Origin of the sequence: Paenarthrobacter sp. NyZ202 (genome assembly GCF_049860755.1) — a bacterium.
Lineage (GTDB): Bacteria > Actinomycetota > Actinomycetes > Actinomycetales > Micrococcaceae > Arthrobacter.
In genome coordinates this window covers 2061841-2087419 of record NZ_CP187556.1, presented here as the reverse complement: position 1 = coordinate 2087419, position 25579 = coordinate 2061841, and the positions used below count along the sequence as shown (strand labels likewise).

Annotated in this window: 26 protein-coding genes; 15 read left to right on the top strand and 11 right to left on the bottom strand. The window is 59.5% G+C overall.

All coding sequences use genetic code 11. The annotated features are described in order from the left end of the window. Nucleotides 1–72 precede the first annotated feature (72 nt). The 7 genes from ACPFL9_RS09645 to ACPFL9_RS09615 form a co-directional block, all read right to left on the bottom strand. On the bottom strand, nt 73–1164 hold the full coding sequence (locus ACPFL9_RS09645) for a LacI family DNA-binding transcriptional regulator (protein WP_426007313.1): 1092 nt from the start codon (nt 1162–1164) through the stop codon (nt 73–75). A 3-nt stretch (nt 1165–1167) separates the two neighbouring features. Then, nucleotides 1168–1947 (bottom strand): RraA family protein, encoded by a 780-nt coding sequence (locus tag ACPFL9_RS09640; protein ID WP_426007312.1) that lies wholly within the window; start codon nt 1945–1947, stop codon nt 1168–1170. A gap of 76 nt (nt 1948–2023) precedes the next feature. Beyond that, nucleotides 2024–2503, bottom strand: a complete 480-nt coding sequence (locus tag ACPFL9_RS09635) for an RpiB/LacA/LacB family sugar-phosphate isomerase (protein ID WP_426007310.1) — start codon at nt 2501–2503, stop codon at nt 2024–2026. A gap of 1 nt (nt 2504) precedes the next feature. Beyond that, complete coding sequence (locus tag ACPFL9_RS09630; RefSeq protein ID WP_426007309.1) at nt 2505–3308, bottom strand: carbohydrate ABC transporter permease; 804 nt, start codon at nt 3306–3308, stop codon at nt 2505–2507. Between the two features lie 98 nt (nt 3309–3406). Then, nucleotides 3407–4363: a carbohydrate ABC transporter permease gene (locus ACPFL9_RS09625; protein WP_426007308.1), complete on the bottom strand. Its 957-nt coding sequence runs from the start codon at nt 4361–4363 to the stop codon at nt 3407–3409. A gap of 6 nt (nt 4364–4369) precedes the next feature. Beyond that, complete coding sequence (locus ACPFL9_RS09620; RefSeq protein WP_426007307.1) at nt 4370–5665, bottom strand: ABC transporter substrate-binding protein; 1296 nt, start codon at nt 5663–5665, stop codon at nt 4370–4372. Nucleotides 5666–5766: 101 nt separating this feature from the next. Further along, nucleotides 5767–6696 (bottom strand): ribokinase, encoded by a 930-nt coding sequence (locus ACPFL9_RS09615; protein ID WP_426007306.1) that lies wholly within the window; start codon nt 6694–6696, stop codon nt 5767–5769. A 325-nt stretch (nt 6697–7021) separates the two neighbouring features. Between ACPFL9_RS09615 and ACPFL9_RS09610 the strand changes: the two genes are divergently transcribed. From ACPFL9_RS09610 to ACPFL9_RS09600, 3 genes are all read left to right on the top strand, one after another. Then, complete coding sequence (locus ACPFL9_RS09610) at nt 7022–7990, top strand: aldo/keto reductase (RefSeq protein WP_426007305.1); 969 nt, start codon at nt 7022–7024, stop codon at nt 7988–7990. A gap of 42 nt (nt 7991–8032) precedes the next feature. Continuing rightward, a complete protein-coding gene (locus ACPFL9_RS09605; protein ID WP_426007304.1) occupies nt 8033–8905 on the top strand; it encodes an NAD-dependent epimerase/dehydratase family protein in 873 nt (290 codons plus the stop codon). Nucleotides 8906–9023: 118 nt separating this feature from the next. Then, entirely contained in the window at nt 9024–9992 is a 969-nt protein-coding gene (locus tag ACPFL9_RS09600) for a LacI family DNA-binding transcriptional regulator (RefSeq protein WP_426007303.1), read from the top strand. A gap of 62 nt (nt 9993–10054) precedes the next feature. Here ACPFL9_RS09600 and ACPFL9_RS09595 read toward each other — a convergent pair whose 3' ends face one another. Then, nucleotides 10055–10801, bottom strand: a complete 747-nt coding sequence (locus ACPFL9_RS09595) for a haloacid dehalogenase type II (protein WP_426007302.1) — start codon at nt 10799–10801, stop codon at nt 10055–10057. A 201-nt stretch (nt 10802–11002) separates the two neighbouring features. Continuing rightward, the gene (locus tag ACPFL9_RS09590) at nt 11003–11740 is read right to left on the bottom strand and encodes a FadR/GntR family transcriptional regulator (protein WP_426007301.1); all 738 of its coding nucleotides are present in this window, start codon (nt 11738–11740) and stop codon (nt 11003–11005) included. A gap of 184 nt (nt 11741–11924) precedes the next feature. On the opposite strand from ACPFL9_RS09590, the gene ACPFL9_RS09585 reads away from it, so the two are divergent. From ACPFL9_RS09585 to ACPFL9_RS09560, 6 genes are read left to right on the top strand one after another with little or no spacing between them, the layout of a single operon-like run. After that, nucleotides 11925–13682, top strand: coding sequence for a dihydroxyacetone kinase family protein (locus tag ACPFL9_RS09585; protein WP_426007299.1), 1758 nt, complete (start codon nt 11925–11927; stop codon nt 13680–13682). Next, nucleotides 13679–14149 (top strand): ribose-5-phosphate isomerase, encoded by a 471-nt coding sequence (locus ACPFL9_RS09580; RefSeq protein ID WP_426007240.1) that lies wholly within the window; start codon nt 13679–13681, stop codon nt 14147–14149. Before ACPFL9_RS09585 ends, ACPFL9_RS09580 begins: the two co-directional genes overlap by 4 nt. Next, the gene (locus ACPFL9_RS09575) at nt 14133–14942 is read left to right on the top strand and encodes a triose-phosphate isomerase family protein (protein ID WP_426007298.1); all 810 of its coding nucleotides are present in this window, start codon (nt 14133–14135) and stop codon (nt 14940–14942) included. Before ACPFL9_RS09580 ends, ACPFL9_RS09575 begins: the two co-directional genes overlap by 17 nt. Then, nucleotides 14939–15766, top strand: a complete 828-nt coding sequence (locus ACPFL9_RS09570; RefSeq protein ID WP_426007297.1) for a sugar phosphate isomerase/epimerase family protein — start codon at nt 14939–14941, stop codon at nt 15764–15766. The genes ACPFL9_RS09575 and ACPFL9_RS09570 overlap by 4 nt, the downstream gene beginning before the upstream one ends. A 1-nt stretch (nt 15767) precedes the next feature. Further along, nucleotides 15768–16628, top strand: coding sequence for a phosphogluconate dehydrogenase C-terminal domain-containing protein (locus tag ACPFL9_RS09565; RefSeq protein ID WP_426007296.1), 861 nt, complete (start codon nt 15768–15770; stop codon nt 16626–16628). Between the two features lie 38 nt (nt 16629–16666). Next, nucleotides 16667–16993: a hypothetical protein gene (locus tag ACPFL9_RS09560; protein ID WP_426007295.1), complete on the top strand. Its 327-nt coding sequence runs from the start codon at nt 16667–16669 to the stop codon at nt 16991–16993. 301 nt (nt 16994–17294) lie between these two features. Here ACPFL9_RS09560 and ACPFL9_RS09555 read toward each other — a convergent pair whose 3' ends face one another. Further along, nucleotides 17295–17741: a heme-degrading domain-containing protein gene (locus ACPFL9_RS09555; RefSeq protein ID WP_426007294.1), complete on the bottom strand. Its 447-nt coding sequence runs from the start codon at nt 17739–17741 to the stop codon at nt 17295–17297. A 34-nt stretch (nt 17742–17775) separates the two neighbouring features. Further along, nucleotides 17776–18996, bottom strand: coding sequence for an ROK family transcriptional regulator (locus ACPFL9_RS09550; RefSeq protein WP_426007292.1), 1221 nt, complete (start codon nt 18994–18996; stop codon nt 17776–17778). A 442-nt stretch (nt 18997–19438) separates the two neighbouring features. Here ACPFL9_RS09550 and ACPFL9_RS09545 point away from each other — a divergent pair, with 442 nt between their 5' ends. The 6 genes from ACPFL9_RS09545 to ACPFL9_RS09520 are packed head-to-tail and all read left to right on the top strand — an operon-like array spanning nt 19439 to nt 25560. After that, nucleotides 19439–20605, top strand: coding sequence for an ABC transporter substrate-binding protein (locus ACPFL9_RS09545; RefSeq protein ID WP_426007291.1), 1167 nt, complete (start codon nt 19439–19441; stop codon nt 20603–20605). Nucleotides 20606–20615: 10 nt separating this feature from the next. Beyond that, entirely contained in the window at nt 20616–21578 is a 963-nt protein-coding gene (locus ACPFL9_RS09540) for a carbohydrate ABC transporter permease (RefSeq protein WP_426007290.1), read from the top strand. Beyond that, complete coding sequence (locus tag ACPFL9_RS09535; protein ID WP_426007288.1) at nt 21578–22465, top strand: carbohydrate ABC transporter permease; 888 nt, start codon at nt 21578–21580, stop codon at nt 22463–22465. The genes ACPFL9_RS09540 and ACPFL9_RS09535 overlap by 1 nt, the downstream gene beginning before the upstream one ends. A gap of 25 nt (nt 22466–22490) precedes the next feature. Continuing rightward, nucleotides 22491–23237: a sugar phosphate isomerase/epimerase family protein gene (locus ACPFL9_RS09530; RefSeq protein ID WP_426007286.1), complete on the top strand. Its 747-nt coding sequence runs from the start codon at nt 22491–22493 to the stop codon at nt 23235–23237. After that, nucleotides 23234–24355, top strand: coding sequence for a Gfo/Idh/MocA family protein (locus ACPFL9_RS09525; protein ID WP_426007285.1), 1122 nt, complete (start codon nt 23234–23236; stop codon nt 24353–24355). The genes ACPFL9_RS09530 and ACPFL9_RS09525 overlap by 4 nt, the downstream gene beginning before the upstream one ends. Nucleotides 24356–24387: 32 nt before the next feature. Further along, nucleotides 24388–25560 (top strand): Gfo/Idh/MocA family protein, encoded by a 1173-nt coding sequence (locus ACPFL9_RS09520; RefSeq protein ID WP_426007283.1) that lies wholly within the window; start codon nt 24388–24390, stop codon nt 25558–25560. Nucleotides 25561–25579 lie beyond the last annotated feature (19 nt).

Genomic DNA, 25579 nt, shown 5'->3' with positions numbered 1-25579 from the left:
AACCGGTTGATTTGATCATAGTCCACTGGTCAGCGGCGATCAACGGCAGCTACGGCGCATCCGATGCGAGTCTTAAACACTGGACGGAACATGGGTTGGGCGAGGGCCTGGCTGGCATCCACAGCTCTTCCCTATGAGAAGCATCCCCTTCAGTGTGTGATGCGCTTTTGCTTCACGCCCGAGCACGGACTGCACGGCAAGATCGGCCATCCTGGCGATTGGTTGGGCTACGGCAGTCAAGGATGGAGAGCTGTATTCCGCCAGTGCAGTGCCGTCAATAGAACCCAGAGCCACATCTTCGGGAATTCGCATTCCATGATTGCGCAGTGCGGCCGAAGCACCGATAGCTTGGACATCCGAGGAGCAGACGATCGCCGTAGGAGTATCCGTGCCAGACAGCAACGACTCCGCAGCTCTGTATCCGCCGGCCAAGGAAAAAGCGGTATCGTGTACGACTAGCAATGCTTCCGCCCCCGGTCCCATGGCTTGGCGGCATCCCTCAAGGCGTTCACTCGAAACTGGCGCAGTCCGCGGCCCGCTTATCAGGGCCAAGCGCCGGTGACCGTGGCCGAGTAAGTGTCGAGTCACCTCATAACCTGCGTGCTCGTTATCGAAGAGAACTGTTGATACTTGGCTCTCTGCGCGGTATCGATCCATCGTGACCACGGGAACCTTCCTGCTCAGAACATCGCTCAGATCCTCGTCCCAAGAAGCACTGACGAGAATTATCCCGTCGACTCGTTTCTCCACAAGCGTTTCAAGATAAAAGCGCTCCCGCACCGTGTCATCGGCGCTATTGCAAACCAGCACGGATTTTCCCGCCTCGTATGCGCGGTCTTCAATCCCCCGCGCCAGCTCGGCAAAGAACGGGTTCGAGGCGTCAGGAAGGATCAGACCCAGAGTATTTGTCTGGCCTGTCTTAAGCGACCTTGCCAACCCGTTTGGACGATAGCCAAGCAGCGACACAGCATCGAGGACACGCTGACGCGCTGCAACTGACACTGGGCGAGGTCCCCCGTTGAGCACATATGACACAACACTCGGAGACACACCCGCCGCCGCTGCAACGTCGTTTCTCGTAACGGGCAATTGATTGTCACCTTGTTCTCGGTAGGTACGGCGGAGCGACGGAGAGCGGTGGAAGGGTTGCCTTCCACCGCCCATCGCCTAGAACTTTCGCTTAATGCGCAGCTCTATTGCTTCACGGTTGAGCTCATAAGGGTGCGGCGGAACATCGAACTTGGACTCCGTGGTTTCATTGCGCGGAATCCCCAAGGCATCGAAGAGATGACCACGGGCGATTTTGTCGTTCTCGGATTCCTGGATTGCGTATTTGAGAACGTCCTCGATCACGTCCTGAGGCACCACGATGACACCGTCCCCATCAGCGACGATGAGATCGTCAGGATTCACCCGTTGCCCTCCGATCTCCACCGGCATGCTGTGCCCTCCCCACTCCACCCGTCCCTGATACATGGGCTGGCAGATCCAACGCGACCAGATCGGAATGGCTTTCTGCTCGAGTGTTTCGTCCGAGTCCCGGGTTCCACCGTTAGTCACCACGCCCCTGGCTCCGAGTGCGGCAAAAATCATGCTGTCCATGGACCCAACGGCGGGGGTGGGCGTGTTGCAGGTATCGATGGCGAGAAACGCAGTGTCATCAACAAGGTCCCGGTAGTCGTTGGCCATGACCTGCCCGTACCAGTACTCGTACGCCCACTTCGTGTAGTCGTCGGGCGACATGGTCGGAACCTGCCTATTGGTGGGTATGTGCCGGGCAGTCTTAGCAAATCCCGCGGCCTTTGCACGCCATAACGGCCGAATTTCCGGTTCGATGGTTCCGAAGTGGTGAAGCCCCACCCAGTCCATGCCATCACGGATGTCGGTGACGCGTAGATTCTCGACGGTAGCGAGGATTTCCTTCTTTTTGGCAATATCCAGTGTCATGATGTAATACCTTCCTAGTTAGGGTTTTGGTTGGACGCGACTGCGAATCGCGTACGTTCAGGTGATGGCGTTTCCCTCATTCCGCCTTGGTAGCTACTTGTGCAAGGGGGTTATGAGTTCTCTCCATGTCTGCCAACTGCGCCACACGACGGCGGAAGTCCGGGTCGGTGCTGAACCTCGCCTTCGTGAAGGCCTCCAAGGCCGTTCCGGCGACCTTCGGGCCGACAATCCATGCGCCGAGACAAGCGACGTTGACGTCGTCGTGCTCCACTGACTGAGCTGCGGAATACACGTCGTGGATGACCGCCGCACGAATGCCCGGAACTTTGTTCGCTGCGATGCAGGCTCCGACACCGGTGCCGCACACCAGGACACCACGATCGGCTTCCCCACCCAGCAGCACACGGGTCAGACGCTGAGTAACCAAGGGAAAATCCACTGGCGCGTCATCTTGCGTGCCGACATCTAAGACTTCATGGCCGGCCTCGTGGAGGATTCTGATCACGGCAGCTTTTAGTGCGAAACCTGCGTGGTCATTGGCTAGGACGATTTTCATTTCAACCCTTCATTCCTGTTGTGGCGACTCCTTCGACGAGAAGCTTTTGGAAAGCTATGAAAACGCCAAGGACTGGGAGCAAGGACACGACCGACATGGCAAACAGTGCTCCGAAAGCCGATCCTGAGGTGGTGTCTATGAACGCGCGAAGCGCCAATGGGACGGTGTAGAGATTTGGATCGGAAAGGTAGATCAGAGGAGTGAAGAAGTCGTTCCAGCTGTAGATAAAGGTAAAGATGGCGGTGGTAGCTAGAGCTGGCTTTGCCAAGGGCAGCATGATCCTGAAGAAGATCTTGAAGTGTCCGCAGCCATCGATACGAGCCGCTTCGTCGAGTTCCCGAGGTATTGCCCGGAAGAACTGGACCAGAAGGAAAACAAAGAACGCGTCTGTTGCCAGGAGTTTCGGGACGAAGAACGGTAGGTAGGTGTTAATCCAATCCAAATCCCTGAACAGCAAGTACTGCGGGATCAAAATCACGTGGTGAGGCAGAAGCAAGGTTCCGATCATAACCGCAAACCAAAGCTTTTTGAGCCTGAATTCGATCCGGGCAAACGCGTAGGCAGTCAGTGAGCAGGCGATGAGGTTTGCGACGACGCACAGCGCTGCCACCACGAGCGAGTTGAGGATAAAGTGCCAGAATTCCACTCCGGCCACACCTTTGAAACCTGCTTCGTAGCCTTCGAGGGTGAATCCAGATCCGGGCCATATTCCGGGGTCTGCGATCTGCGAATCGGATCTGAAGGATGCTCCGATCATCCAGGCTAATGGATAGAACATCACCACCGCCATGGCGATCAGGAACAAGTGTCGAAGGAACCGCCCGCGGGGGGTGTGCCCGTTGGCGCGGTACTGCCGCGGGCGCCCAGGGGAACGTTGGAACTGCCGTGGGGTCAATGTTGCTGTCATCGTTCGTCTCCGTAGTACACGAATCGGCGGGCTAAGAGGAAGAGCAGTCCTGCTGCAGCCGCGACGATTATCAAGAGGACCCATCCCAAGGCGGAGGCATAGCCCATGTCGAAGTCAACAAAGCCTCGCTGGTAGAGATAGAGGGTGTAAAAGAGGGTGGAGTCGGCTGGGCCACCGGATCCGTTGCTGACGATGTATGCCGTGTTGAAGGCTTGGAACGCTCCGACCATGTTCATCAGAACGTTGAAGAAGATGATGGGGCTGAGCATTGGAAGTGTTATCGCAAAATAGCGCTTGACCGGCGATGCTCCGTCCATGATCGCGGCTTCGTTCAGCTCGGCGGGGATCTGCTTAAGACCTGCGAGGTAGATGATCATCGCGGCGCCGAACTGCCACACGTTGAGAATGATCAGCGTATTCAGCGCTGTTCCTGGTTCGCCGATCCACGAATGATCAGTTTGAATCCCGATGACACCCAGCGCACCGTTGAACAGGCCCTGAGAGTCGAACAAAAAGCGCCAGAGGATAGCGATGGCCACGCTTCCACCAATGAGAGACGGGACGTAGAAGACCGCCCGATAGATGCTCAGGCCGCGCAGACCCTTATTGACCATGGTGGCTAGGAATAGTGCGAATATCTGTACCAATGGCACCGAGACGAAGAGGTACGTCAACGTCACTGCCATTGCGTGCCAGAACCGGACATCTTTGCTGAACATCACTTCGAAGTTCTCGATGCCTACCCATTCCGGCGTGCCAAGGATGGAGTAATCCGTGAATGAGAGCCACAGCGATGAGAGCATTGGCCCAGCAATGAGGACAAAGAATCCAATGAGCCAGGGTGTCAGGAACAGATACCCGGCCAGATTGTGGTGGCCCAGCGATCCCCGTTTGGTGCGCCGTGGCGTTTTGGGAGGCCCGGTCAGCACCCGCGCAGGTGTGGATGTGCTCATTTTTTCCTACTTAAGTGTTGTTGCAGCTTTGTTGAAAAACTGGTCCACGGCATCTGCGACGGAGAGCTGGCCAAATGCCGCGGCCTGGTACTGGCGGCTAAGTTCGGTAGCCAGCGACTGGTACCCGTCCGGGTATGTAGAGGTTGTCAGGTCGTTGGTGCTTGTGAGCTTCTGGAATACGCTGATGTTTTTCTTGACTGCGTCGGGAATGTCCTTGTTGCCGACCAACGATTCCTGGGATTTGGTATTGGTTACGATTCCGTTGTCAGACTGGAAAGCCGTTGCCGCTTCGGGACTGTTGGTGAAGTAATTGATGAAGGAAGCCGCGGTTGCAACGTTGTTGCAATTGGCCGGTATGGAGAGACCATTTGCCCCGAGAACGTTGGCGGATTTGTTGGATTCTTCTGCCGGCAGAGAGATCAGCTCAATGGTGGAGGGCTTATTTGCACCCTGCAACGTCTTTTGGATCACGGCAAAGTTCGGGATGTCACGGGTTCCGGCAACCGCGTTGCCGAGCGCCATGGGGCTGAGTTCCAGCACTGCCGTCTGGTCCGGGATGTTTGCCGGCGGCGTCGTTACGCCCGCCTTTGTAAGGTCGATCCAGTACTGGAACCATTCCTGCATCAGTTCCTTACTGAAGCCGAGTTTGCCCTCCTTGAACATTTCCTGCCCGTGCGCAATCACCCATGATGTGAAGCTGAACATGATCGGGCCCTCGATCTCCGAGGCCTTGACGCCGGCAGGCAAGTGCGGTTGGAGCTCCTTGAGCCAGTCAGCGTACTCTTTCCACGTCATGTCATTAGTGGGGGGCTTGACCCCCGACGCTTTGACCAGATCCGCGTTATAACCCATGAGACGCGAGAATGTGCCCGTAGGAATCATGTACTGCTTGCCGTCGACTTTCCCGGCTTCCAGAATCGTCTGCGGTATATTTGACGTGTCGATTTGGCCGCTCTTGATGAGGTCGTCCAAAGGCATCAGGATGTGCTTACTGGCATACGTCGAGTAGAAAGTACTCTGTGTGCCAAGGACGCACGGCAGCTGACCACCGGCGGCCCTCACAGTGAGCCGCTCAATGTAGGAGTTATAGTCTGCGACCTCGGGCGTCACGGTGGCCGAGGGTTCCTGCGTCTGGAAAAGGCCGATGACCTTATTTACCTTTTCCGCCCGTGCCGGGTTGCCCCAGAACGAATAGGTGATGGCTCCCCCAACTGTCTGGTTGGCGGTGCCGCCCGAGGGTGATGAACTCCCGCAGCCGCTCATCGCCAAGCCGATCGTGACTGCGGCCGCGACGATAAGCAAGGGCTTCCGGCGCTCCGGCCGGCCATGGTAATTGTTCCTTTTCAAGGGGAACCTCCTCGACGTTGAGTATGTTGCACTGGTTGGTTTGGTTTGTTATCTGTTCAGTTGAGAGGCCCTGGGGCCAATTCCGAGAGTTCGCCGGCGATGGGGAAGGACTGCGCGCCGAAGGACGTCACGGTGTATGCAGCAGCCGCTGTCGCGGCTTTGATTGATGGAGCCAATCCTGCTCCTTTCGACAGGCCGGCCGCGAGAGCACCTACAAATGCATCTCCTGCGCCGGTGGTGTCCACTACGCGCTCGACTTGGATCGCGGGGACGACGTTAACCTCCTCCCCTTGGGCGACAACGCATCCTTTCCCGCCCAAGGTGATCACGAATGTGCAGCCGTGACTGTTCGAGAGGCTGGCCGCGACCTCGCCGGCGTCGATCAATGGCAGCTGCCGTTCGGCAAGGGCCGCGGCCTCCGCTTCATTGACCACGATGATGCTTGCGCATCGCAGGACCATCTCATTCAAGTGGCGGTAAGGAGCTAAGTTCAATATCACCGTGGCCATGCGCTCCTTGCCGACGGCCAGTGCTTTCTCGATCGCCTCTTGGGCGAGTTCACACTGGACGACCAGGACATCGTGTGCCCTGAGATCTTTCAATTGTTTGCCTATGAAGTCCGCGGGGAGGTCGCTGTTCGCCCCTTGATCGACGATGATGCTGTTGTCGCCAGCACTGTCGACCAGGACAACCGCCCTCCCGCTGGGCTTACTGCTGTGATGCGCCCTGACCTCGATACTTTCCATCTCGAGGAGAGTCCGAAGATCAGCAGATGCTGTGTCTGCACCGAACGAACCGATGAACTGCGTCCGAGCCCCCGCTCGAGATGCTGCAACAGCTTGATTCGCTCCCTTGCCCCCTCCACCGGTCAAGCTGGATGTTGCCAGCTGGGTCTCTCCAGCCTTCGGCATGGCCGGTACGGTGAGGACGATGTCTTGGTTCACTGAACCAACGACAACGACGCTGGCTTGGGCTATGCGGGACATTTACACTCCATTGGGTGATGTTCAACTCGTGTTGAGTGATCCATTATCAACACGAGTTGACAACGAGCGCAAGAGTTTATTTGAGGAAATTGAGCCTCACTAGAGAGGCTCAACGAACCTCCCTGCAGAACCCGACGGCGAAGTAAAGGAGAACTTTCGGTCAACCGGTTGACGCAAGTTCGTTGCGATGGGCAGAATATTAATGGCGCCCCAACATCTCCGTGGGGCGAACATAGGCCGGCAGGGGGACGAAGCCCTGCGGCGTGAATTTGCTGCGACCACGGTGGAGTGGCCGCTCAGGTTCCTTATCGAGACAAGGAAACGAATGCAATACGTTCGTCTAGGACATACTGGCCTACAAGTATCCAGGCTTGCTCTGGGCTGCATGAGCTTCGGAGAGCCCGGCTTGGGGGCACATAAGTGGACGATGGATGAGGCGGCCAGCAGGCCGATCATCAAGCAGGCGCTGGATGCTGGTATCAATTTCTTCGATACGGCCAACACCTATTCAGACGGAACCAGTGAAGAGATCTTGGGAAAATCCCTGAGGGACTATGGACGCCGGGAAGAGTTGGTGGTCGCAACAAAGGTCCACGGAACGTTTGGCTCGGGACCCAACATGGGTGGACTCTCACGCAAGGCTATCTTCACCGCGGTGGAGGACAGTCTCAGGCGACTGGGCACCGATTACATCGACCTCTACCAAATACACCGCCTCGACCACCACACCCCAGTCGAAGAAATCCTCGAAGCACTTCACGATTTGGTCAAGTCTGGAAAAGTGCGATACCTGGGGGCATCATCCATGTTCGCTTGGGAGTTCTCAAAGATGCTCTACACGGCAAAAGCGCACAATTGGACACCCTTCGTATCAATGCAGGACCACTACAACCTGCTCAACCGTGAAGAAGAACGCGAAATGTACCCCCTTTGCGAGGATCAGGGGATCGGCGTCATTCCTTGGAGTCCCCTCGCCAGGGGAAGACTGACTCGTGAGTGGGGTACGGAGACTGCACGCAGCGGCACCGACCAGTTCGGAGACCAGCTCTATGAAGAAGGGGACAAAGAGGTGGTTGACGCCGTAGGACGCGTTGCTGCTGCCCGTGGCATTCCCCGGGCGCAAGTAGCCCTCGCATGGCTGCTGAGTCGCCCATGGGTGACGGCCCCCCTGATCGGTGCGAGCAAACCACGTCATCTCGAGGATGCGCTGGCCGCCCTCGACGTCAATTTGGATAACGACGAAGTCAAAGTCCTCGAGTCCCCGTATCGGCCGCATCCCGTCGTCGGCTTTTAAACCTACTTCCGCCCGCAGGGGCGGAACCTAGAAAGGCAAGCAATGAAACGCATCGCAGTAACCGGAGCCACCGGCAAACAGGGCCGCGCCGTCGTCGAACTCCTCACGAACGAGGGATATGAAGTATTCGGCCTCGACGTGACGCCACCACCAGTCAAGAGCGACAGCTTCATCAAGGTGGACTTCACGGACTACGGACAAACCGTGGACGCCCTCCTGGGCGTTGATTCCCGGCACGATGGGTTCGACGCACTAGTGCATCTGGCTGCCATTCCGGGGGCCGGACACCTCAGCGACGCAGCAACGTTCCATAACAACATGTCCGCAACTTTCAACGTCTTCCAAGCTGCTCGCCGAGCCGGAATCAAGAATATCGTCTATGCGTCCAGCGAGACCCTCCTGGGCCTTCCGTTCGCAATCGATCCGCCGTACCTTCCGGTGGACGAGGAATACCCATCGCGCCCGGAGTCCGTCTACTCCCTGGTCAAGCACCTGGAAGAGACCATGGCGATTGAACTGACCCGATGGGATCCTTCCCTCAAAATCGTGGGACTTCGTCTCTCCAATGTCATGGACGAGCGGGACTACGACCGCTTCCCCTCCTTCGAGGCCGATATCAAGCTCCGGGATTGGAATCTTTGGGCATACATCGACCACCGGGATGGTGCTCAAGCTGTTTTGCAGGCACTCCGGTGGGACTCGACCGGCTTCGACACTTTCAACATCGCCGCGGATGATTCCGTCATGGGGCGTCCATCAGCAGAACTTGCGGCTGAACGTTTTCCGGATGTGCCCCTCAAACATGCGATTGACGGCCACACGTCCTTGATGTCCAGCGACAAAGCCAAACGAGTGCTGGGATTTAACCCGCAGCACTCATGGCGCGACGTATTCGTTGGGACGCCACAGGATTAGTTCAGCGCCGAACTCCGAGAGCTCACCGCCTGGTTTGACACATCAAACCAGGCGGTGAGCTTTTGTGAGCCCAGCTAATCCCAATCCAAATCGACTACCTGTAGGTTATGGTCTGCTTATGGCAGTAACAAGAAACGATGTCGCCCGCCTGGCCGGCGTCTCCCCAGGTCTGGTCTCGTACGTGCTGAACGACGGCCCGCGCCCTGTATCCGCAGAGGCGAGGACCCGGATCGAGGCCGCCATTGAGGAACTTGGATACCGACGCGACGGGATCGCCAGATATCTAAAGACAGGCAAGACGAACTCCTTGGGGCTGGTTCTACCCGACATTGGACTGCCTTATTACTCCGAGATCACTAAAGAACTTAACGCCCGCACGTTTGAACTCGGCTTCCAGCTGCTCATCGCCACGTCGGAGTTGGACTCAGCAAGGGAAGATGCCCAACTGGCGAGCCTAGCGGAACGTCGTGTTGACGGCATCATTCTGATGAGTGTTGATCCCGAGAGAGATCTATCCTCACTCGAGCGCTTAGGCACTCGCGTCGTGGTCATTGACCGTCCCGAATTCGCCATTGACAGTGCCCGGTCGGCAACCGAGCATTTGATCTCCCATGGACACAGAGACATTGGTTTCATAGGCAGTATCAGGCTCCGTGCATCGCAGAGGCGCCTCCGCGGCTGGTCACTGGCGTTAGAGGACGCCGGCATCCAGCCGAATGCCGCCTGGATAGCGTCTGCCCCCATAACCCGCAAGGGCGGTCACGAAGCCGCGCACCGGCTGCTGACCAGTAGCCGCAGGCCCTCAGCGCTGCTGATCGGATCAGATGCGCAAGCCGCCGGCGCCCTCAGGGCATTCAAGGATCTTGGGCTTGGAGTTCCGGATGACGTTGCAGTAGTCACCTCTGAGGGTACTGACCTGGCCCGATACACGATACCGTCCCTGACATCGATCGTGCAGCCGATCGCAGCCATCGCCAAAGATGCGGTGGACAGCGTCCTTCTTGCAGATGCCGCAGCAGTAGCTCGCATCAACAACTTCAGTTACGATCTCGCACTTCGGGAATCCTGCGGTCACGAAGCACACTGATCCACATCGATAGACATGCCGGAAGGGGACCCGCTGTTACTGTCCCCTTCCACGCGGCAACTTCAAACTTTGAGCTCCTCAGCCAGTTCGATAATCGAGGAAACAGAGATATCCCAGTCAGCAGCAGCTTCCAGATCGGTCGTCTGATCCGGACCATGCTCGGTGGCTCGCAGGATGAAGCCTGTTGCAAAGCCCGCTTCCCTGGCGGCCTTCAAATCGTAGTTGTGGGCGGCAGCAAGCATGATCTCTCCCGGCTCAAGTCGGAGCAGGCGTGCGGCCCCCAGGTAAGCATCAGGGTTGGGCTTATAGGTACGCAGCAGGTCAAGACCAATCACGACGTCCCAGGGCAGGGAGGCGTTTTTCCCCATATTCACGAGCAATGCCGTATTACCGTTTGAAAGCGGTCCGACGACGTACCTGGACTTCAATCGGGTCAACCCTTCGATGCTGTCATCCCAGCCAGGCAGGTGTTCCCAAGCATGGTTGAGTCTGTCAACGTCGCCCGCGGAAATGCTTTTGGGGTCTACGCCATGTGCGCTGAAAGCATTTTCGAGGTTCTCGCGATGAAGAACATCAAGCGGCGTATAGTCGCGCTCTCCCGACTTGATCTTTGCCATGGCCGGGTAGTAGCCACCGCGCCAAGTGTCAGCGAAGGCAAGTCCATTCAACGGAAGGTTGCGTTCCGCGGCGAAGGCATCAACCTGTTGCGCAATACCGGAGCGCCAGTCCACCACCGTCCCAAAAGTGTCGAAGAGAACGGCCCTGACCGGGCGCCCGGTATTCGGGGAAACGAAAGATGAGTGACTCATGGGGTCCTTTGGTGCGACTGTGGATAGTTCACTGGTGCTTCATGAGGGCGCCCGAATCCGTCAGGCCGGCTGAGGAGGTTGTCCATTCACTGCAGCAGTCACAAGCCAGAATACATCAACCGGTTGACCAACACTAGAGTTGGCCGTGTATTGGAACCGCGCTACCGTTATCCCAGTCTCGCCCTAAGGAATCCACGAAGACTACTCGTCAAACGTCTTGATAAGGCGACCGCCAGCAGTCTCCATGTGGGCGGCCATCGCAGCTGCAGCCCCATCCGCATCGCCCTTTTTGATTGCAGCAAAGACCTTGGCGTGCTCCCTGAGCGCTAAGACGCCTCCACTCTTGTCGTGAAGCGCCCTGTCCACCCACACCCTCAAAAGCGATCGAATACTTTGCAGGAGTTCCAGCAGCACTGTATTGCCTGCCGCCGTTGCTATCTCGAGGTGGAAGTGGAGGTCCGCATCGACGAAAGCCTCCAAATCATCAAGGCTCTCCTTCATCACGGCAAGGTGGCCCGCGAGTCGATCAACGCCCTCAGCATCGATCTGCGTTGCACAAAGCCGAGCAGCTTCACACTCCAGCAGACGCCTGATCTCAATCAGCTCCCTGGTCTTGGGCTCACCCAACATGAGGCCCCAGCTTAGGGTCTGTGGCAAAAGTTCGGAATCCATTCCACGCAAGTATGTTCCCGAACCAGGCTTCACTACTACGATGCCCATGATCTCCAGAGCGGCTAAGGCCTCTCGCACCGCGGAGCGGCCGATTCCAAGCGATGCAGCGAGGGCCCGTTCGGGGGGCAGTCGCGTCCCGGGCTCAATCTCTCCGCTGGCAAAATACTCAAGAAAACGACGCGCGACCTGCGTGACGTTACTTTCGCTAGGCAATGCGCTGAGGGCTTCGCTCATCTTGGCAGCGGTGTTACCGGGGTATGCGGGCATGGTGTAAGGATACAACCGGTTGTCCCATCGATAAGTGCGTGTTGAAATATTGGTCAACCGGTTGACATGAAATCACGCCGCACACATACTTGAACCCAAGAGGACCAGCGTGGGCCTCAAGCCTTTGCTCTTATTTGCCGCGGCCATTGTGGGCTGTTGGTGGTCTTTTGGAGGCCTGTTTTTTATGACTCGTTTGTTTAATGAACCTGCTGCTTTTGCTGACGAGATGATCGATGGTTTCGTCGCATCGCACGGCCGTTGGGTCCGCCGCGTCAATGGCGGGGTGGCCCGGAGCACGCGTTCGACGCCGGACACGGTCGCCTTGGTGATCGGCGGCGGGTCGGGGCACTACCCGGCGTTCGCTGGTTTGGTGGGCCAGGGCCTGGCCCACGGCGCGGCGATGGGGAACCTGTTCGCTTCCCCGTCCGCGCAGCAGGTCTATAACGTGGCCAAGGCTGCTTCCAACGGTGCCGGCGTGTTGCTGGGGTATGGCAACTACGCCGGCGACGTCCTGCATTTCACCCAGGCCCAGGACAAGCTCCGGGCCGAGGGCATCGATTGCCGCAGCATCGCCGTCACGGACGATATCTCCTCGGCACCGTTGGCGGAGAAGCACAAGCGCCGCGGGATTGCCGGTGACCTGACCGTGTTCAAGGTCGCCGCCGCGGCTGCCGAGGCCGGCCATTCGATGGACTCGGTGGTGGAAATCGCCCAGCGCGCCAACGACCGGACCCGTTCCTTCGGTGTCGCGTTCAGCGGCTGCACCCTACCCGGGGCCCCCGAACCGCTGTTCTCCGTTCCGGCGGGGCGTATGGCGGTAGGCATGGGCATCCACGGCGAACCCGGGATCGGCGAGACGGACATCCCGACGGCGGATGAGCTCGCCGAGCTGCTGGTGGCGGACCTGCTGGCCGAGGTCCCGGACGGCGTCAGCGTCCAGGGCGCCCGGGTGGTGCCGATCCTCAACGGTCTGGGCAGCGTGAAGTACGAAGAACTTTTTGTGGTTTACCGCCGCGTGGCCCAGCTGTTGGCGGAAGCAGGGATCGAGTCGGTGGACCCGCAGGTCGGCGAGCTGGTGACCAGCTTCGACATGGCCGGCACCTCCCTGACCTTGTTCTGGCTCGACGCCGAACTCGAAGAACTGTGGCTGGCCCCGGCTGATGCCCCGGCTTTCCGCCGGGGTGCAGTGACGGCCCAGGCGCTCGACGCCGAGGAACTCGCCTTCGACGCTGAGCAGCTGGCCGTGATCCCTGAGGCCGCGGAGGAATCCCGCTCCGCCGCCCAGTCCGTGCTGGCCGCCCTGGACGCAGCCAAGGCCGTGATCGACGCGAACGTGGCCGAACTGGGCAGGATCGACGCGATCGCCGGCGACGGTGACCACGGCATCGGCATGGAACGCGGCATCCACGCCGCCACCGCTGCCGCGGCAGACGCCGTCGAACGCGGTGCCGGCGCCGGGACCGTGCTGAACCTGGCCGCCGACGCCTGGGCCGATAAGGCCGGTGGCACCTCGGGTGCCCTGTGGGGCATGGCCCTGCGCGCGGTCGGCGCCGCCGTCGGCGACACCGATGCACCGAACGCCGCCGCCGTTGCCGCCGGTGTGGCCGAAGCGAAGCGCTCCATCATGGACTTCGGCAAAGCCAAAGTCGGGGACAAGACCCTGGTGGACGTGCTGTCCCCCTTCAGCGACGCACTCACCACGGCAGTGAACAACGGCGGCTCCCTCCGGGACGCGTGGGGCACTGCCGCGACCATCGCCGAACAATCCGCCGAAGCCACCGCGAACCTGCTGCCCCTCATGGGCCGCGCACGCCCGCACGCGGAAAAGAGCCTGGGAACCCCCGACGCCGGCGCCATCTCCATGGCACTGATCGTCCGGGCCATCCACAACACACTCATTGGTGAAACCACCACTAAGAACACTGTTAAGGAGAACGCATGAGCACCAAACTGCGCCTGGTCATCGGATCGGACGACGCCGGATTCGAATACAAGGAAGCCCTCAAAGCAGACCTGGAAGCGAACCCGCTGGTCGAGTCCGTGACCGACGTCGGGGTCGACGCAACCTCCCACACCCCCTACCCGTCCGTGGCCATCGCCGCCGCCGAACTCGTCGCCGCCGGCAACGCCGACCGTGCCCTGCTGGTCTGCGGCACCGGACTCGGCGTAGCAATCGCAGCGAACAAAGTCCCCGGCATCCGCGCCGTCACCGCCCACGACTCCTTCTCCGTGGAACGCTCCATCCTCTCCAACAACGCCCAGATCCTCACCATGGGACAACGCGTCATCGGCCTCGAACTCGCCCGCCGCCTGGCCAAGGAATGGCTCACCTACACCTTCGACGAAAGCTCCGCCTCGGCAGAGAAAGTCACACTGATTAAGGACTACGAAGGTGTCACATCCTGCTAACCCTGCTCCCGCCAAGGCGGTGATCGGCGTAAGCCTGAAAATGTACTTCGGCTACCGCCGCACCATCGACTACTGCGAAGCCGTCGCAGACCTGGCATCGAAACACCCGGCAGTACTCAACGGAGACATCGAACTGTTCATCCTGCCCAGCGCACCCACACTGGTCCCAGCACAAGCGATCCTCGAAACCAGTCCCGCAGCCAGCGGGGCCCAAGACATCTTCTGGGAAGACGAAGGCCCCTACACCGGCGAATACAGCGGCAAACTCATCAACGAAATCGGCGGACGTTACGTCGAAGTCGGCCACGCCGAACGACGCCGGATCTTCGGCGAAGACCACCGCATCATCGGCCTGAAAACCGCCGCCGCCTACCGCAACGGCCTCACCCCGGTGCTCTGCGTCGGCGAACTGACTGCAGGTTCCCCCGAGGAAGCCATCGCCCAGTGCACCGCCGAAATCGACGCCGCTCTCAACCGCGCCGGATCCCTCGGCCCCACCACACGCACCATCATCGCCTATGAACCGCAATGGGCCATCGGCGCACCCGAACCAGCCACCCCCGAGTACATCAGCGCCGTGATCCGTGGCCTCGACGCGCACCTGCGTTCGTTGCCCGGCCAGGAAAACAGCCGCGTCATCTACGGCGGCAGCGCCGGACCTGGCCTGATCACGGAACTCGACACCGCCGTCGCCGGTTTGTTCCTGGGCCGCTTCGCACACGACCCCGCAGCGCTGAAAACCATCCTCGACGAAACCGCTACACGCCTGGCCAAACAGAAAGTGGCAGCATGAACAAAACCGCTCAAGGCAGCATCGGCCAGAGTCGAATTGGTTTGAGCAGCTACGCCTTCTTCTGGCAACTCTCCGACCAGGTCAGCAACCCCCTGAGCATCCACGACGCCCTCCGGAAGGCCGCGGACCTGGGTGTGGACCTCTTCCAGATCTGCGACTACGCACCCCTGGAAGACATGAACGACGCCGACCTCGCCGCCGTCCGCACGACGGCAGACGAACTGGGCATCACCCTGGAAGTCGGGACCAAAGGCATCCACCCCGAACACCTCCGCAAGTTCCTGCACATCGCGCAAGTGCTCGGTTCAGACCTCCTCCGGACCATGTTCAACGTCCCCGGCCACACCCCGGACAACGACGAAGCCGTGGCGATCTTCACCGAAGTCCTCCCCGAATTCGAGGCAGCCGGAGTGCGGATCGCCGTCGAAACCTACGAACAAGTACCCACCGAACGGATCCTCGCGGTCGTCAAACGGATCAACAACCCGTACCTCGGAATCTGCAGCGACCCCGCCAACACCGTCGCCGCACTGGAGATGCCCCGGCAGGTAATTGACGCCGTCGCACCCTACGTCCTGAACATGCACATCAAAGACTTCGCGTTCAGCCGCAAACAGGGATGGGTCGGATTCACATACACCGGCGCACCCCTCGGCCAAGGCCTCCTCGACTACAACTACATGATCGAAAAGATCCAACCCAAAACCAGAAACATCAACCAAATCATCGAACACTGGCTCCCCTGGCAAGACACCGAAACAGACACCATCCACCTCGAAAACCAGTGGACCCAACAAGCCCTCACCTACCTAAGGAGCAAATGAAATGACAACAAAAACCTTGACCATCGCCGTCATCGGAGCCGGAGGCAAGATGGGGATGCGCGTTTCCCGGAACCTCCAAAAGTCCAACCACACGGTCTTCTACAGCGAGAACTCCCCCGCCGGCCAGGAACGCGTCCAGGCCGAAGGCCGCGAAATCACCGGCACCGACGACGCCGTCAAAGGCGCCGACGTCGTGATCCTCGCCGTGCCGGACACCGTCCTGGGCATCGTCTCCGAAGGCGTGGTCCCGCAGATGAAGGCAGGCGCCATCCTCCTCACCCTTGACCCGGCCGCCGCCTACGCCGGACTGCTGGCCAAGCGCGAGGACGTAGTCCAGGCCGTCGCCCACCCGTGCCACCCCTCCGTGTTCCTGGAGCGCACCACCAAGGAAGAATGGGCCGACACCTTCGGCGGCGAAGGCGCACCCCAGAACGTGGTGGCAGCCATCGACGACGACGCCCTCACCGCTACCCGCGAAGCAGCCGAAGCTGTCATCCGGACCATCTACGCACCCGTGATCGACGTCCACTGGGTCACCGTCTACCAGCTCGCCGTCCTCGAACCCACCCTCGTGGAAACCGTGGCCTGCATGATCGGCACCCTGCTCAACGAAGCACTCCACGAGACCGTGCACACCGTCGGCGTTCCCGAGGAAGCTGCCAAGGCCATGCTGTTCGGCCACGTCCAGATCGCTCTCACCAACGCCCTGCGCGGTTCCAACCCGTTCTCGGAGGCCTGCGAAATCGCCATCCAGTACGGCAAAGACACCATCATCAAGGACGACTGGAAGAAGATCTTCGACGACTCCGAACTCGACAACGTCATCGCCAAGATGCTCAAGCTCGACGCCGTCAAACGCTAAACGCGAATAGGCAGCTCGTAACGAGCATGAGCGGCGGCATGTCGACCACGGAGGTCAACGACATTGCCGCCGCTCTTGTTCTCAAAGGACACATAAAAATGACTAATCCACCAACCCCTGCAATCCTCGATCACGGACAGGCAAGCGCCTTGGGTAACCAACCGTGTGCCACCAAAGCACACGAGTGGCATCTTCTTGTAGGACAGCGTGTCGAGATCCGTCAAAGCCCTAGCGGGATGCTGGACCGCGGCGTTGTCGAAGCCACCACAAAGGATGGTCAAATACTTTGGCTGGCACTTGAGGGCGCCCTGAGCCGGCGTATGTACGTGAAGGAACCAGGTATCGAAGCCTGGATTACTGGCTAGCTTTCTAAATAGTCGGCTGCAAACAACACACGTGGAGTCACCTCATGAATCTTGTTCTTTGCCTGCAGGACAACAAAGAATGGTCGATCCAGGACTTCAGCTCGCTGGATCAGCAAGAGTCAGACCGTCTTCGACATGACCTGGCATGCATCGCTTGCGGAGGCAAGGCATACTACCGAATGACGGGACGCACCGGCCGACCCAGTTTCGGAGCCCGGCATATTCCTGGATGCAAATTGGTAAGCCCGGGCTGGACCGCATTTCGCTACCTGCAGTAAGGAAGCCGAAGCCGCGCAACCGCTTACGATAGAGCTTCCAGAAGCTCTTCCGTCAGTGCCCACACGGCCAGAGCGTGATCTTCCGATGACTCGAGACCCGAGACACCAATAACTCCCACCATGGATCCCTGCACCATGATAGGAACTGCGCCACCGGCTATGGCGTAATTGGTTCGAGACAGCGCGAATATTGAAAAAAAGTCGTTGCCCAGGTGACCGAAGCGCTCCTGGGCCTCCAGGGATGAGCACCCGAAATGTCGAACCGTGTTTGCCTTGCGTTCCAACCATGCGTCGTTGTCCGCGCTTGTTCCATTAAGAGCACAGTGGAACACCCTCTGCGATCCAAGCCAGATGCCGATTGTGACCGGGGCTCCCTCTTCACGGCAGCGGGAAACGAGCTTGCTCCCCGCACGCCACGCTTCGTCGAAACTGAAACGGATAAGTCCGGGTGCCGACTGTACGTCGTTCATTGCTATTCTCCTTGAGTGTTTAGCAGGTTACTGCTCAGCTTGCCTTGGTGAGGGCGGCCAGCGTCGCCTCAATTGCTTCTGGCGAGAGCACGTGCTGGGTAACCATCTGGCTGGCACCGAGGATCGCCGATTCTTCGCCGGCCAGGGAGTGGCTGATACGGAGATGGGCGGTAGCCAGGGGTAGCGATCTCCTATATACGACTTCGCGGATTCCCGCCACCAGCTGTTCTCCGGCATCCCCCATGCTGCCGCCGACGACGATGACCGAGGGGTTCAGCAGGTTAACGACAGTCGCAAGAACCCCGCCAATGGCCCGCCCGGCGTCGCGTAGGGCCTGGATCGCCAGCAGATTCCCCTCGGAAACCAGCCTGAGGACATCCGAACCGTTCCCTGCTTCAACTCCCAGCCTCTTTAGCTCTCGGCTGATTGCTGGGCCCGAGGCGACTGCCTCGAGGCATCCGACGTTGCCGCAGGCACATTGAACATCTTCCGCCCCGGGAGTCGCTGTGTGTCCGAGATCGCCGGCCGTTCCGTTCGCGCCACGCTGAAGCTCGCCATTGCTGATGATTCCCGAGCCGATGCCAGTGGCAACTTTAACAAAGAAGAAATTTGAGTGATCAGACCAATACGAGGCCCGCTCGCCAAGTGCCATGATATTGACGTCATTGTCGACCAGCACGGGCACGTCGAGGATCGACTGAATAAAACCAACCACATCAAACTGATCCCACCCCGGCATGATGGGTGGCTTAACGGGCCTCCCAGTGAGATGCTCGACCGGCCCCGGCAACCCGATCCCTATCCCAGCAAGTGCGCCGTCGCAACGACCTACTGAAGCCAGGAGCTCGAGTCCGACTGAAACGATGCGACCTAGGACGATGCGTGGACCATCTTCTACAAGTTGCTGTAGCTTCTGACGAACCAAAACATTTCCGGCCAGATCCGTCACTGCGATATTGAGATGGGTTGCACCCACGTCGGCGGCCAGAACAACCCGCGCGGCGGGGTTGAAGGCAAAGCGCGACGGCGGGCGGCCCCCCGTCGACCGGGCCTCACCAGCTGCGCCAATCAGTCCCGCCTGCATAAGAGCGTCAATTCGAGTCGCCACTGTGGATCTGGCCAGACCCGTAGCAAGGGCAAGTTCGGCCCGAGTGTGCGCCTGACCGTCCCTGAGCAGCTGGAAGAGGTCTCCGGCCCGCGCCATATTGGCAGCCGCCGTTCCTGCCTCCGGACTGCCTTCAGAACCTTGCGTCATGCCCTTAGTCCTATCACGGTCGACTTATTTTTGTCGACATTTATCTTTTGATTGACAGTTGTCAAAAGTCGACCTAAGTTGTTGTGAGAGGGGTCACGACTGAACCACAGATAAGGCAGCCTGCACCGACCGTTGGGCCAACTGCCAGAACGAAGACGTATTCATCGACTTAAACCGAGTAGCTGCTGAGCGGACCGAAACACCCTCCAAAGTTCCACCTCTTGTCTCGACGATGAGTCGGACATCTCAAAGGCGCACAGACGCGGGATGTCCCGAAAGGAAAATCATGAATGCACAGCCCGTACCAAACCGCACCTTTAACCGTCGCGGCTTCCTAGGACTGTCCGCAGCCGCTGCGTCAATCCCCTTGCTTGCAGCTTGCGGCAGTGGGTCTGCTGCTCAAGGCGGTGGGGGCGCCGGGGGCACGATCAAGTTTTGGGACATGCCGTGGGGCAACCCGGTATACAACGAGGCTGCGAAGAAGGTTGCAGAGGGCTTCTCCGGCCCCAACAACGGCGAAGCCACATACCAGATCATCCAGTGGAACAACTTCTACCAGACGTTCTCCTCGGCGATTGCTTCCAAGACAGGCCCAGCCGTCTCCACCGGGGCTGGCTTCCAAGCGTTCCAGTTCGAACAGCAGGGCCAGATTGCCTACGCCGACAACGCTATCGAGAAGCTGAAGAAGAACGGTCAGTTCGATGACTTCCTTCCCGGTGTTCTGGACCCGTTCAAATCGGATAAGGGTTACGTTGCTGTGCCGTGGCAGTTGGACATGCGTGTGTTCTGGCACCGCAAATCACTGTTTGAGAAGGCCGGAGTTGCCGTTCCTACCGACTGGGCCTCCCTGCTTGAGGCCGGCAAGAAGCTCAAGAGCATCGGAGCCGTTGGCATGGCTATCGGTTCAGGTGCCGGTAACAACGTCGGAAAGCATCTGACCGTGGCCATGATGATCAACAACGGCGGCGGCATCTTCACCAAGGACGGCCAGCTGGACGTCATGAACGATCGGAATGTCGAAGCTACCGAGTATCTGCTTGAGCTTGTATCCAACGGCATCATTGACCCGGGATCGGTCAGTTACACCCTGGACAACATCAACGCCATGTGGAAAGACAAGAAGGCCGCTTTCGGCATGTACAGCACGGGAGTGCCTGTACGCGTCGGCGATACTTCGGGAGACATCGCTGTGGCGAGTCCAATAACGGGACCTCATGGTGACAAAGCAACGCTCATGTTCTCCAACAACATCATGATGTACAAGAACACCCCATCCCAGGAGACTTCAGAGGACTTCCTCGTTTATTATCTCGGGCAGATCAAAGAACTGTGGCGCCAGAAGGTGATGAACGCCCTCCCGGTCTTCAAGTCCATTACGGAGCTTGCTGAGTTCAAAGAAGATGCCGACAACGTCAAGATCACTAACGAATATGTACCGATCGCCAAATCCTTTGCTGCTCAGGGGAACACGTTGAACGCGAATCTCTCAATCCTTGACGGCGGTCAAGGGCTCGACCAGTTCACGCAAACGGTGTTCACCGGCAAGACGGACGCCAAGTCCGCACTGAAGACTCTGGAAACCGCTTTGCAATCCGCTATGAAGAAGTAGGCGCCATCTGATGTCTTCCACTACAGCGCAGTCCGGCCTGGCCCGGGCCCGGAAGGGGCTTGGCCCCGGAGGGTCCGGGGACGGGTCCCTCAACCGGAAGAGCAAACTTTCCGCCCAAGCATCCCGAACATTCTTCTGGCTGCTTCTGCCTTCAGTCGTGCTGCTCGTTCTAATCCACGGTTATCCGCTCTTCCAAGCGGGCGTACAAGCTACCCATAACGGAAACCTTATTGAAACTGGGGCTTTCGTCGGTGTAGACAACTTCCAGTCTGTGCTTTCGTCTCCCGCGTTCTGGAAGGCCGCGCAGTTCACTCTCTGGTTCACTATTGTGGGCGTCTTCGGCTCCTGGGTAATGGGCCTGGGGCTGGCTCTCCTGCTCCGGACCAAGATCCCCGCCGGCGGCGCATTCAAGGTCCTTCTCCTCCTGCCCTGGGTGGTGCCGATCGTTGTTTCCTCCACCGCCTGGAACTGGCTGGTGGCGACACCGGATAGCCTCGTCCCCTCGATGTTCCGTAATCTCGGCTTGGGCACACCCCTGTTCCTCGCTGACCCTGCATTGGCGGGGTTCACCGTCATGATCTTCAAGGTCTGGTGCAGTTTCCCGTTCATGATGATGATGACCTCCGCAGCCCTGGCCTCGGTTGACGGCACCGTGTACGAGGCAGCCAGCATGGACGGGGCCTCTCGCTTCCAGCAGTTCACCCAGATCACCTTGCCGCTGATCGCCCGCTCCACCTACATCAGCTGGATCCTCATGACGATCTTTTGCGTCAACGACTTCCCCACCATCTACCTGCTCACCGGCGGTGGACCCGTTGACGCCACCACTTCGCTGGTGGTCCTGGCCTACCGCACAGTGTTCCAGGACTTCGCGACCGGTCCCGGTGTGGCCATCGCCTTCCTCATGACCCTGACATTGGTTGTCGTATCGGTCATCCTGTACCGCCAGATCCGAAAGTCGAGCGTCGAATAATGAGCGCAGTCGTCCACGCCCATCCAGAGTCCGGCCCCGCATTGGGCGTCTCGCGCAATACCAAACGCGTCTTGTCAGACGCTGGCATGCGCGGTCGCTGGTGGCGGTTTGCCGCGGTTCTGATCATCACGGCAATCGTCTTGGTCCCCATCATGGTTACGATCGTCCTTGCACTTACGCCGGGCCCGAACAGCACCAGTACCGGGCTCACGTTTGAAAATATCGGCTACGTCTTTTCGGAAACACTTGCCGGCACATGGTTGCAGAACAGCCTGGTGACCACTGTCGCCACGGTGATCATCTCCGTCGCCGTAGCCGCACCCGCGGGCTACGTTTTGTCTCGGGGCCGTTCAAAGGCAGTCTCCGGCTATTCGCTGTTGCTCTTCGTTATGCAGTCGCTACCGATCATCACCTCCGTTGTCCCCCTGTTCATCCTGTTCGCAGCCATGGGACTGGTGGACAACCTCGTAGGTATCACCATCATCTATGTGGGCTCCACCATGACGGTGGCCACCTGGATGATGGCCGCCTACTTCGACTCCATTCCCATCAGCTTGGAAGAAGCTTCGTGGATTGATGGCTGCTCAGTCTTCGGATCGTTCACCAAAGTGGTCCTGCGCAACTCCCTCCCGGGCGTGCTGTCTACTGCGATCTTCGCCTTCCTCCTCGCTTGGAACGACTACCTCGTAGCGATCGTGTTCCTGCGTTCCAACGAGGTCTTCACTCTCCCGATGGGCGTCCAGTCCTTCTTCCAGCAAAACGCTGTTGACTGGACCTCTGTCATGGCCCTGGCCGTGGTGATGATGCTTCCACCTGTGATCGTGTTCGCCACACTAAACAAGTACTTCAGTGTTGGCGGCATCGGCGGATCCCTCGCCGGACGCTGACCCGTTACAACCACAAAGGAATCCCATGTCTTATTCTCTCCAGCTGTATACCCTCCGCAATGCGATCGCCGAGGACCTGCCTGGAACCATCAAGAGGGTCGCGGAGATCGGCTACACCCAGGTTGAGCCGTACAACTTCGTGGCCCTGGCTTCGGAGCTTGGTGCCGCGTTGAAGGAGAACGGCCTCACCGCTCCTTCCGGCCACGCTCCCCTGTTGTCACAGGACCAGAACGAGATCTTCGCCGCGGCCAAGGAACTAGGCATCACCACGGTGATCGACCCGTACCTCCCGGCCGAGCACTGGCAGGACACAGAGACCATCCAGGCCACCGCGGCCAGGCTCAACGCCGCCGCAAAGAAGGGTGCCGAATACGGCATCCGCGTCGGCTACCACAACCACGCCTGGGAGCTCTCCTCCAGCGTCGAAGGCACCACTGCGCTGGAATATTTCGAATCGCTTCTCGATCCCGAACTGGTCCTGGAAGTGGACACCTACTGGGCCGCTGTTGGCGGCCAAGATCCAGTTGAACTGCTGGCACGCCTTGGTGACCGGGTGAAGTTCATCCATATCAAGGACGGTCCGGTGACAGGCGATACCAAGGCCCAGCAGCCAGCGGGGCTGGGGATTGTTCCGGTGCTCGACGTCATTGCTGCGGCCAAGTCCTTGGAAGTCGGAGTCGTTGAGTTCGATGACTACTCCGGCGACATCTTCGAAGGCATCACCGAGTCCCTGAACTACCTCAACAACGCAAAGAAAGATGCACAGGCATGAGCTTCATACCCTCTGCCCGCAAGGGTCCGGTGGGCGTCGCCGTAATCGGCGCAGGCAACATCTCCAAGCAGTACCTGGACAACCTCACCACGTTCCCGGACCTGAAAGTCCATGTCATTGCCGACCTCTTCGTTGAAGCTGCTGAGGCACGGGCCAAGGAATACGGGATCGCGGAGTTCGGGACGCCGGAAGTTGCACTGAACCATCCCGATGTCGAAATCATCGTGAACCTGACCATTCCCGCCGCTCACGTCGAGGTCGCCACGGCCGCGGTGAACGCTGGCAAACACGTCTGGACCGAGAAGCCGTTCTCCCTGGACCGCGAATCCGGGATCGGCCTGCTCAAGGCCGCCGACGCGGCCGGTATCCGCCTCGGGACCGCGCCGGACACCTTCCTGGGTGCTGGCCTTCAGACGGCCCAACGGATCATTGAAAGCGGTGACATCGGGACTCCGCTGACTGGACTCACAACGTTCCAAAGTCCTGGGCCCGAGTCATGGCATCCGAACCCGGCGTTCCTTTTCGCCCACGGTGCAGGCCCGCTGTTCGATATTGGGCCGTATTACCTCACCGCCTTGGTCCAAACCTTCGGCTCGGTCCGCAAAGTGGCCGCCGCAGGTTCCGCCGCCAAGAAAACCCGCGTGATCGGTTCCGGTCCCAAGGCCGGTGAGGAGTTCGCAGTCGAAGTTCCTACGCACGTCTCCGCGATTGCGCAGTTCGAAGGCGGCCAATCCAGCCACAGCGTATTCTCCTTCGAGTCCCCCCGAAAGCGGATGGGCTTCGTGGAAATCACGGGCACCGAGGCGACCCTCTCCCTCCCCGATCCGAACCACTTCGACGGCGAGCTCAAGCTCTGGCGACCCGGCGTGGAAGAACCCGAGATCATTCCCGCTGTCGGCCCGGCCCAGGGACGCGGCATGGGTGTTCTGGACATGGCACGTTCACTGCGGGCAGGCACCCCGCACCGGGCCACCGGTGATCTGGCTTACCACGTGCTGGACACCATGGTCTCGATCGCCGAGTCAGTCGAATCAGGCTCCTTCGTGGACGTCACCAGCAACGCACCGAAACCCGAGTCCGTCCCGGCGGACTGGAATCCTACGGCCGCTACTCTGTAGCCCGCCCAGTTACAACCACAGAGGAACAGCAAATGACCACAACGGCGCGCCCCTTCCCCAACGACTCCGATGGCCCTCGCCCCCTGGGTGTGGCCGCCATCGGTTACGCCTTCATGGGGAAGGCCCACTCGAATGCGTGGCGGAACGTGGCCAGTTTCTTCGACGTCCCGGCCTTCGAGCAGAAAGTGCTCGTGGGCCGGGACGCCACCGGAGTGGCCGAGGCCGCCGCCAAGTACGGTTGGGCCGAGTCAGCCACGGACTGGCGTGATGTCATTGACCGGGACGACATCGACATCATCGACATCTGCGCCCCCGGCTGGATGCACGCAGAAATCGCCATTGCAGCCCTGGAAGCCGGGAAGCACGTGCTCGTCGAAAAGCCGCTCGCGAACACCCTGGCCGAGGCCGAACTCATGACCGCCGCCGCCGCGAAAGCCCGTGCCCGCGGCGTGCAGTCCATGATCGGATTCAACTACCGCCGCGTCCCCGCCCTCGCCCTCGCCAAGGAATTGATTGCGGAGGGACGTCTCGGCACCATCCGCCACATCCGGGCTGCCTACCTTCAGGACTGGCTCTCCGACGCCGACACCGCCATGACCTGGCGCCTCCGCAAGGAAACCGCCGGCTCCGGCGCCTTGGGCGACATCGCCTCACACGCCATCGACCAAATCCAATACCTCACAGGTGAACGAGTTACCGAAGCCTCTGGGACTCTCCGCACATTCGTCGCGAACCGCCCCGGCCCACAAGGGCTGGAGGAGGTGACAGTAGACGATGCCGCCTGGGCAATCCTCGGATTGGCTGGATCAATTACCGCGTCAGTCGAGGCCTCGCGTGTAGCCACGGGTCAGAAGAACAGCCTGCGCATTGAGATATACGGTTCGGCTGGTTCCCTCACCTTCGACCTTGAGAATCTCAATGAACTCGGCTTCTTGGACGCAACCTCACCGGTCCGAGAGCAGGGTTTCCGCCGGATCCTGGTCAACGAGCCGGAACACCCGTACCTTGAAGCATGGTGGCCGCAGGGCCACATCATCGGATGGGAACACACCTTCACCCATCAGATCAGGGACTTCCTCGCCGCAATTCGTGACCAGGTGCCGCCGGTTCCGTCTTTCGCGGATGGCCTTCAAATTCAACGTGTACTGAGTGCCATCGAAGAATCAGCGAACAATAAGAGCACACGGACGGTAGTGGATCACTAACCCCACCGCGAAGGACCCG

Bases quoted from the DNA above. Each gene is read 5' to 3' on its own strand.
- ACPFL9_RS09545 (WP_426007291.1), top strand. From the start codon at position 19,439: ATGCCGTGGGGCAACCCGGTATACAACGAGGCTGCGAAGAAGGTTGCA.
- ACPFL9_RS09585 (WP_426007299.1), top strand. From the start codon at position 11,925: ATGACTCGTTTGTTTAATGAACCTGCTGCTTTTGCTGACGAGATGATC.
- ACPFL9_RS09640 (WP_426007312.1), bottom strand. From the start codon at position 1,947: ATGACACTGGATATTGCCAAAAAGAAGGAAATCCTCGCTACCGTCGAG.
- ACPFL9_RS09530 (WP_426007286.1), top strand. From the start codon at position 22,491: ATGTCTTATTCTCTCCAGCTGTATACCCTCCGCAATGCGATCGCCGAG.
- ACPFL9_RS09590 (WP_426007301.1), bottom strand. From the start codon at position 11,740: ATGCCCGCATACCCCGGTAACACCGCTGCCAAGATGAGCGAAGCCCTC.
- ACPFL9_RS09550 (WP_426007292.1), bottom strand. From the start codon at position 18,996: ATGACGCAAGGTTCTGAAGGCAGTCCGGAGGCAGGAACGGCGGCTGCC.
- ACPFL9_RS09635 (WP_426007310.1), bottom strand. From the start codon at position 2,503: ATGAAAATCGTCCTAGCCAATGACCACGCAGGTTTCGCACTAAAAGCT.
- ACPFL9_RS09645 (WP_426007313.1), bottom strand. From the start codon at position 1,164: ATGGGCGGTGGAAGGCAACCCTTCCACCGCTCTCCGTCGCTCCGCCGT.
- ACPFL9_RS09580 (WP_426007240.1), top strand. From the start codon at position 13,679: ATGAGCACCAAACTGCGCCTGGTCATCGGATCGGACGACGCCGGATTC.
- ACPFL9_RS09595 (WP_426007302.1), bottom strand. From the start codon at position 10,801: ATGAGTCACTCATCTTTCGTTTCCCCGAATACCGGGCGCCCGGTCAGG.
- ACPFL9_RS09570 (WP_426007297.1), top strand. From the start codon at position 14,939: ATGAACAAAACCGCTCAAGGCAGCATCGGCCAGAGTCGAATTGGTTTG.
- ACPFL9_RS09555 (WP_426007294.1), bottom strand. From the start codon at position 17,741: ATGAACGACGTACAGTCGGCACCCGGACTTATCCGTTTCAGTTTCGAC.
- ACPFL9_RS09520 (WP_426007283.1), top strand. From the start codon at position 24,388: ATGACCACAACGGCGCGCCCCTTCCCCAACGACTCCGATGGCCCTCGC.
- ACPFL9_RS09610 (WP_426007305.1), top strand. From the start codon at position 7,022: ATGCAATACGTTCGTCTAGGACATACTGGCCTACAAGTATCCAGGCTT.
- ACPFL9_RS09565 (WP_426007296.1), top strand. From the start codon at position 15,768: ATGACAACAAAAACCTTGACCATCGCCGTCATCGGAGCCGGAGGCAAG.
- ACPFL9_RS09540 (WP_426007290.1), top strand. From the start codon at position 20,616: ATGTCTTCCACTACAGCGCAGTCCGGCCTGGCCCGGGCCCGGAAGGGG.
- ACPFL9_RS09625 (WP_426007308.1), bottom strand. From the start codon at position 4,363: ATGAGCACATCCACACCTGCGCGGGTGCTGACCGGGCCTCCCAAAACG.
- ACPFL9_RS09605 (WP_426007304.1), top strand. From the start codon at position 8,033: ATGAAACGCATCGCAGTAACCGGAGCCACCGGCAAACAGGGCCGCGCC.
- ACPFL9_RS09600 (WP_426007303.1), top strand. From the start codon at position 9,024: ATGGCAGTAACAAGAAACGATGTCGCCCGCCTGGCCGGCGTCTCCCCA.
- ACPFL9_RS09535 (WP_426007288.1), top strand. From the start codon at position 21,578: ATGAGCGCAGTCGTCCACGCCCATCCAGAGTCCGGCCCCGCATTGGGC.
- ACPFL9_RS09525 (WP_426007285.1), top strand. From the start codon at position 23,234: ATGAGCTTCATACCCTCTGCCCGCAAGGGTCCGGTGGGCGTCGCCGTA.
- ACPFL9_RS09560 (WP_426007295.1), top strand. From the start codon at position 16,667: ATGTCGACCACGGAGGTCAACGACATTGCCGCCGCTCTTGTTCTCAAA.
- ACPFL9_RS09615 (WP_426007306.1), bottom strand. From the start codon at position 6,696: ATGTCCCGCATAGCCCAAGCCAGCGTCGTTGTCGTTGGTTCAGTGAAC.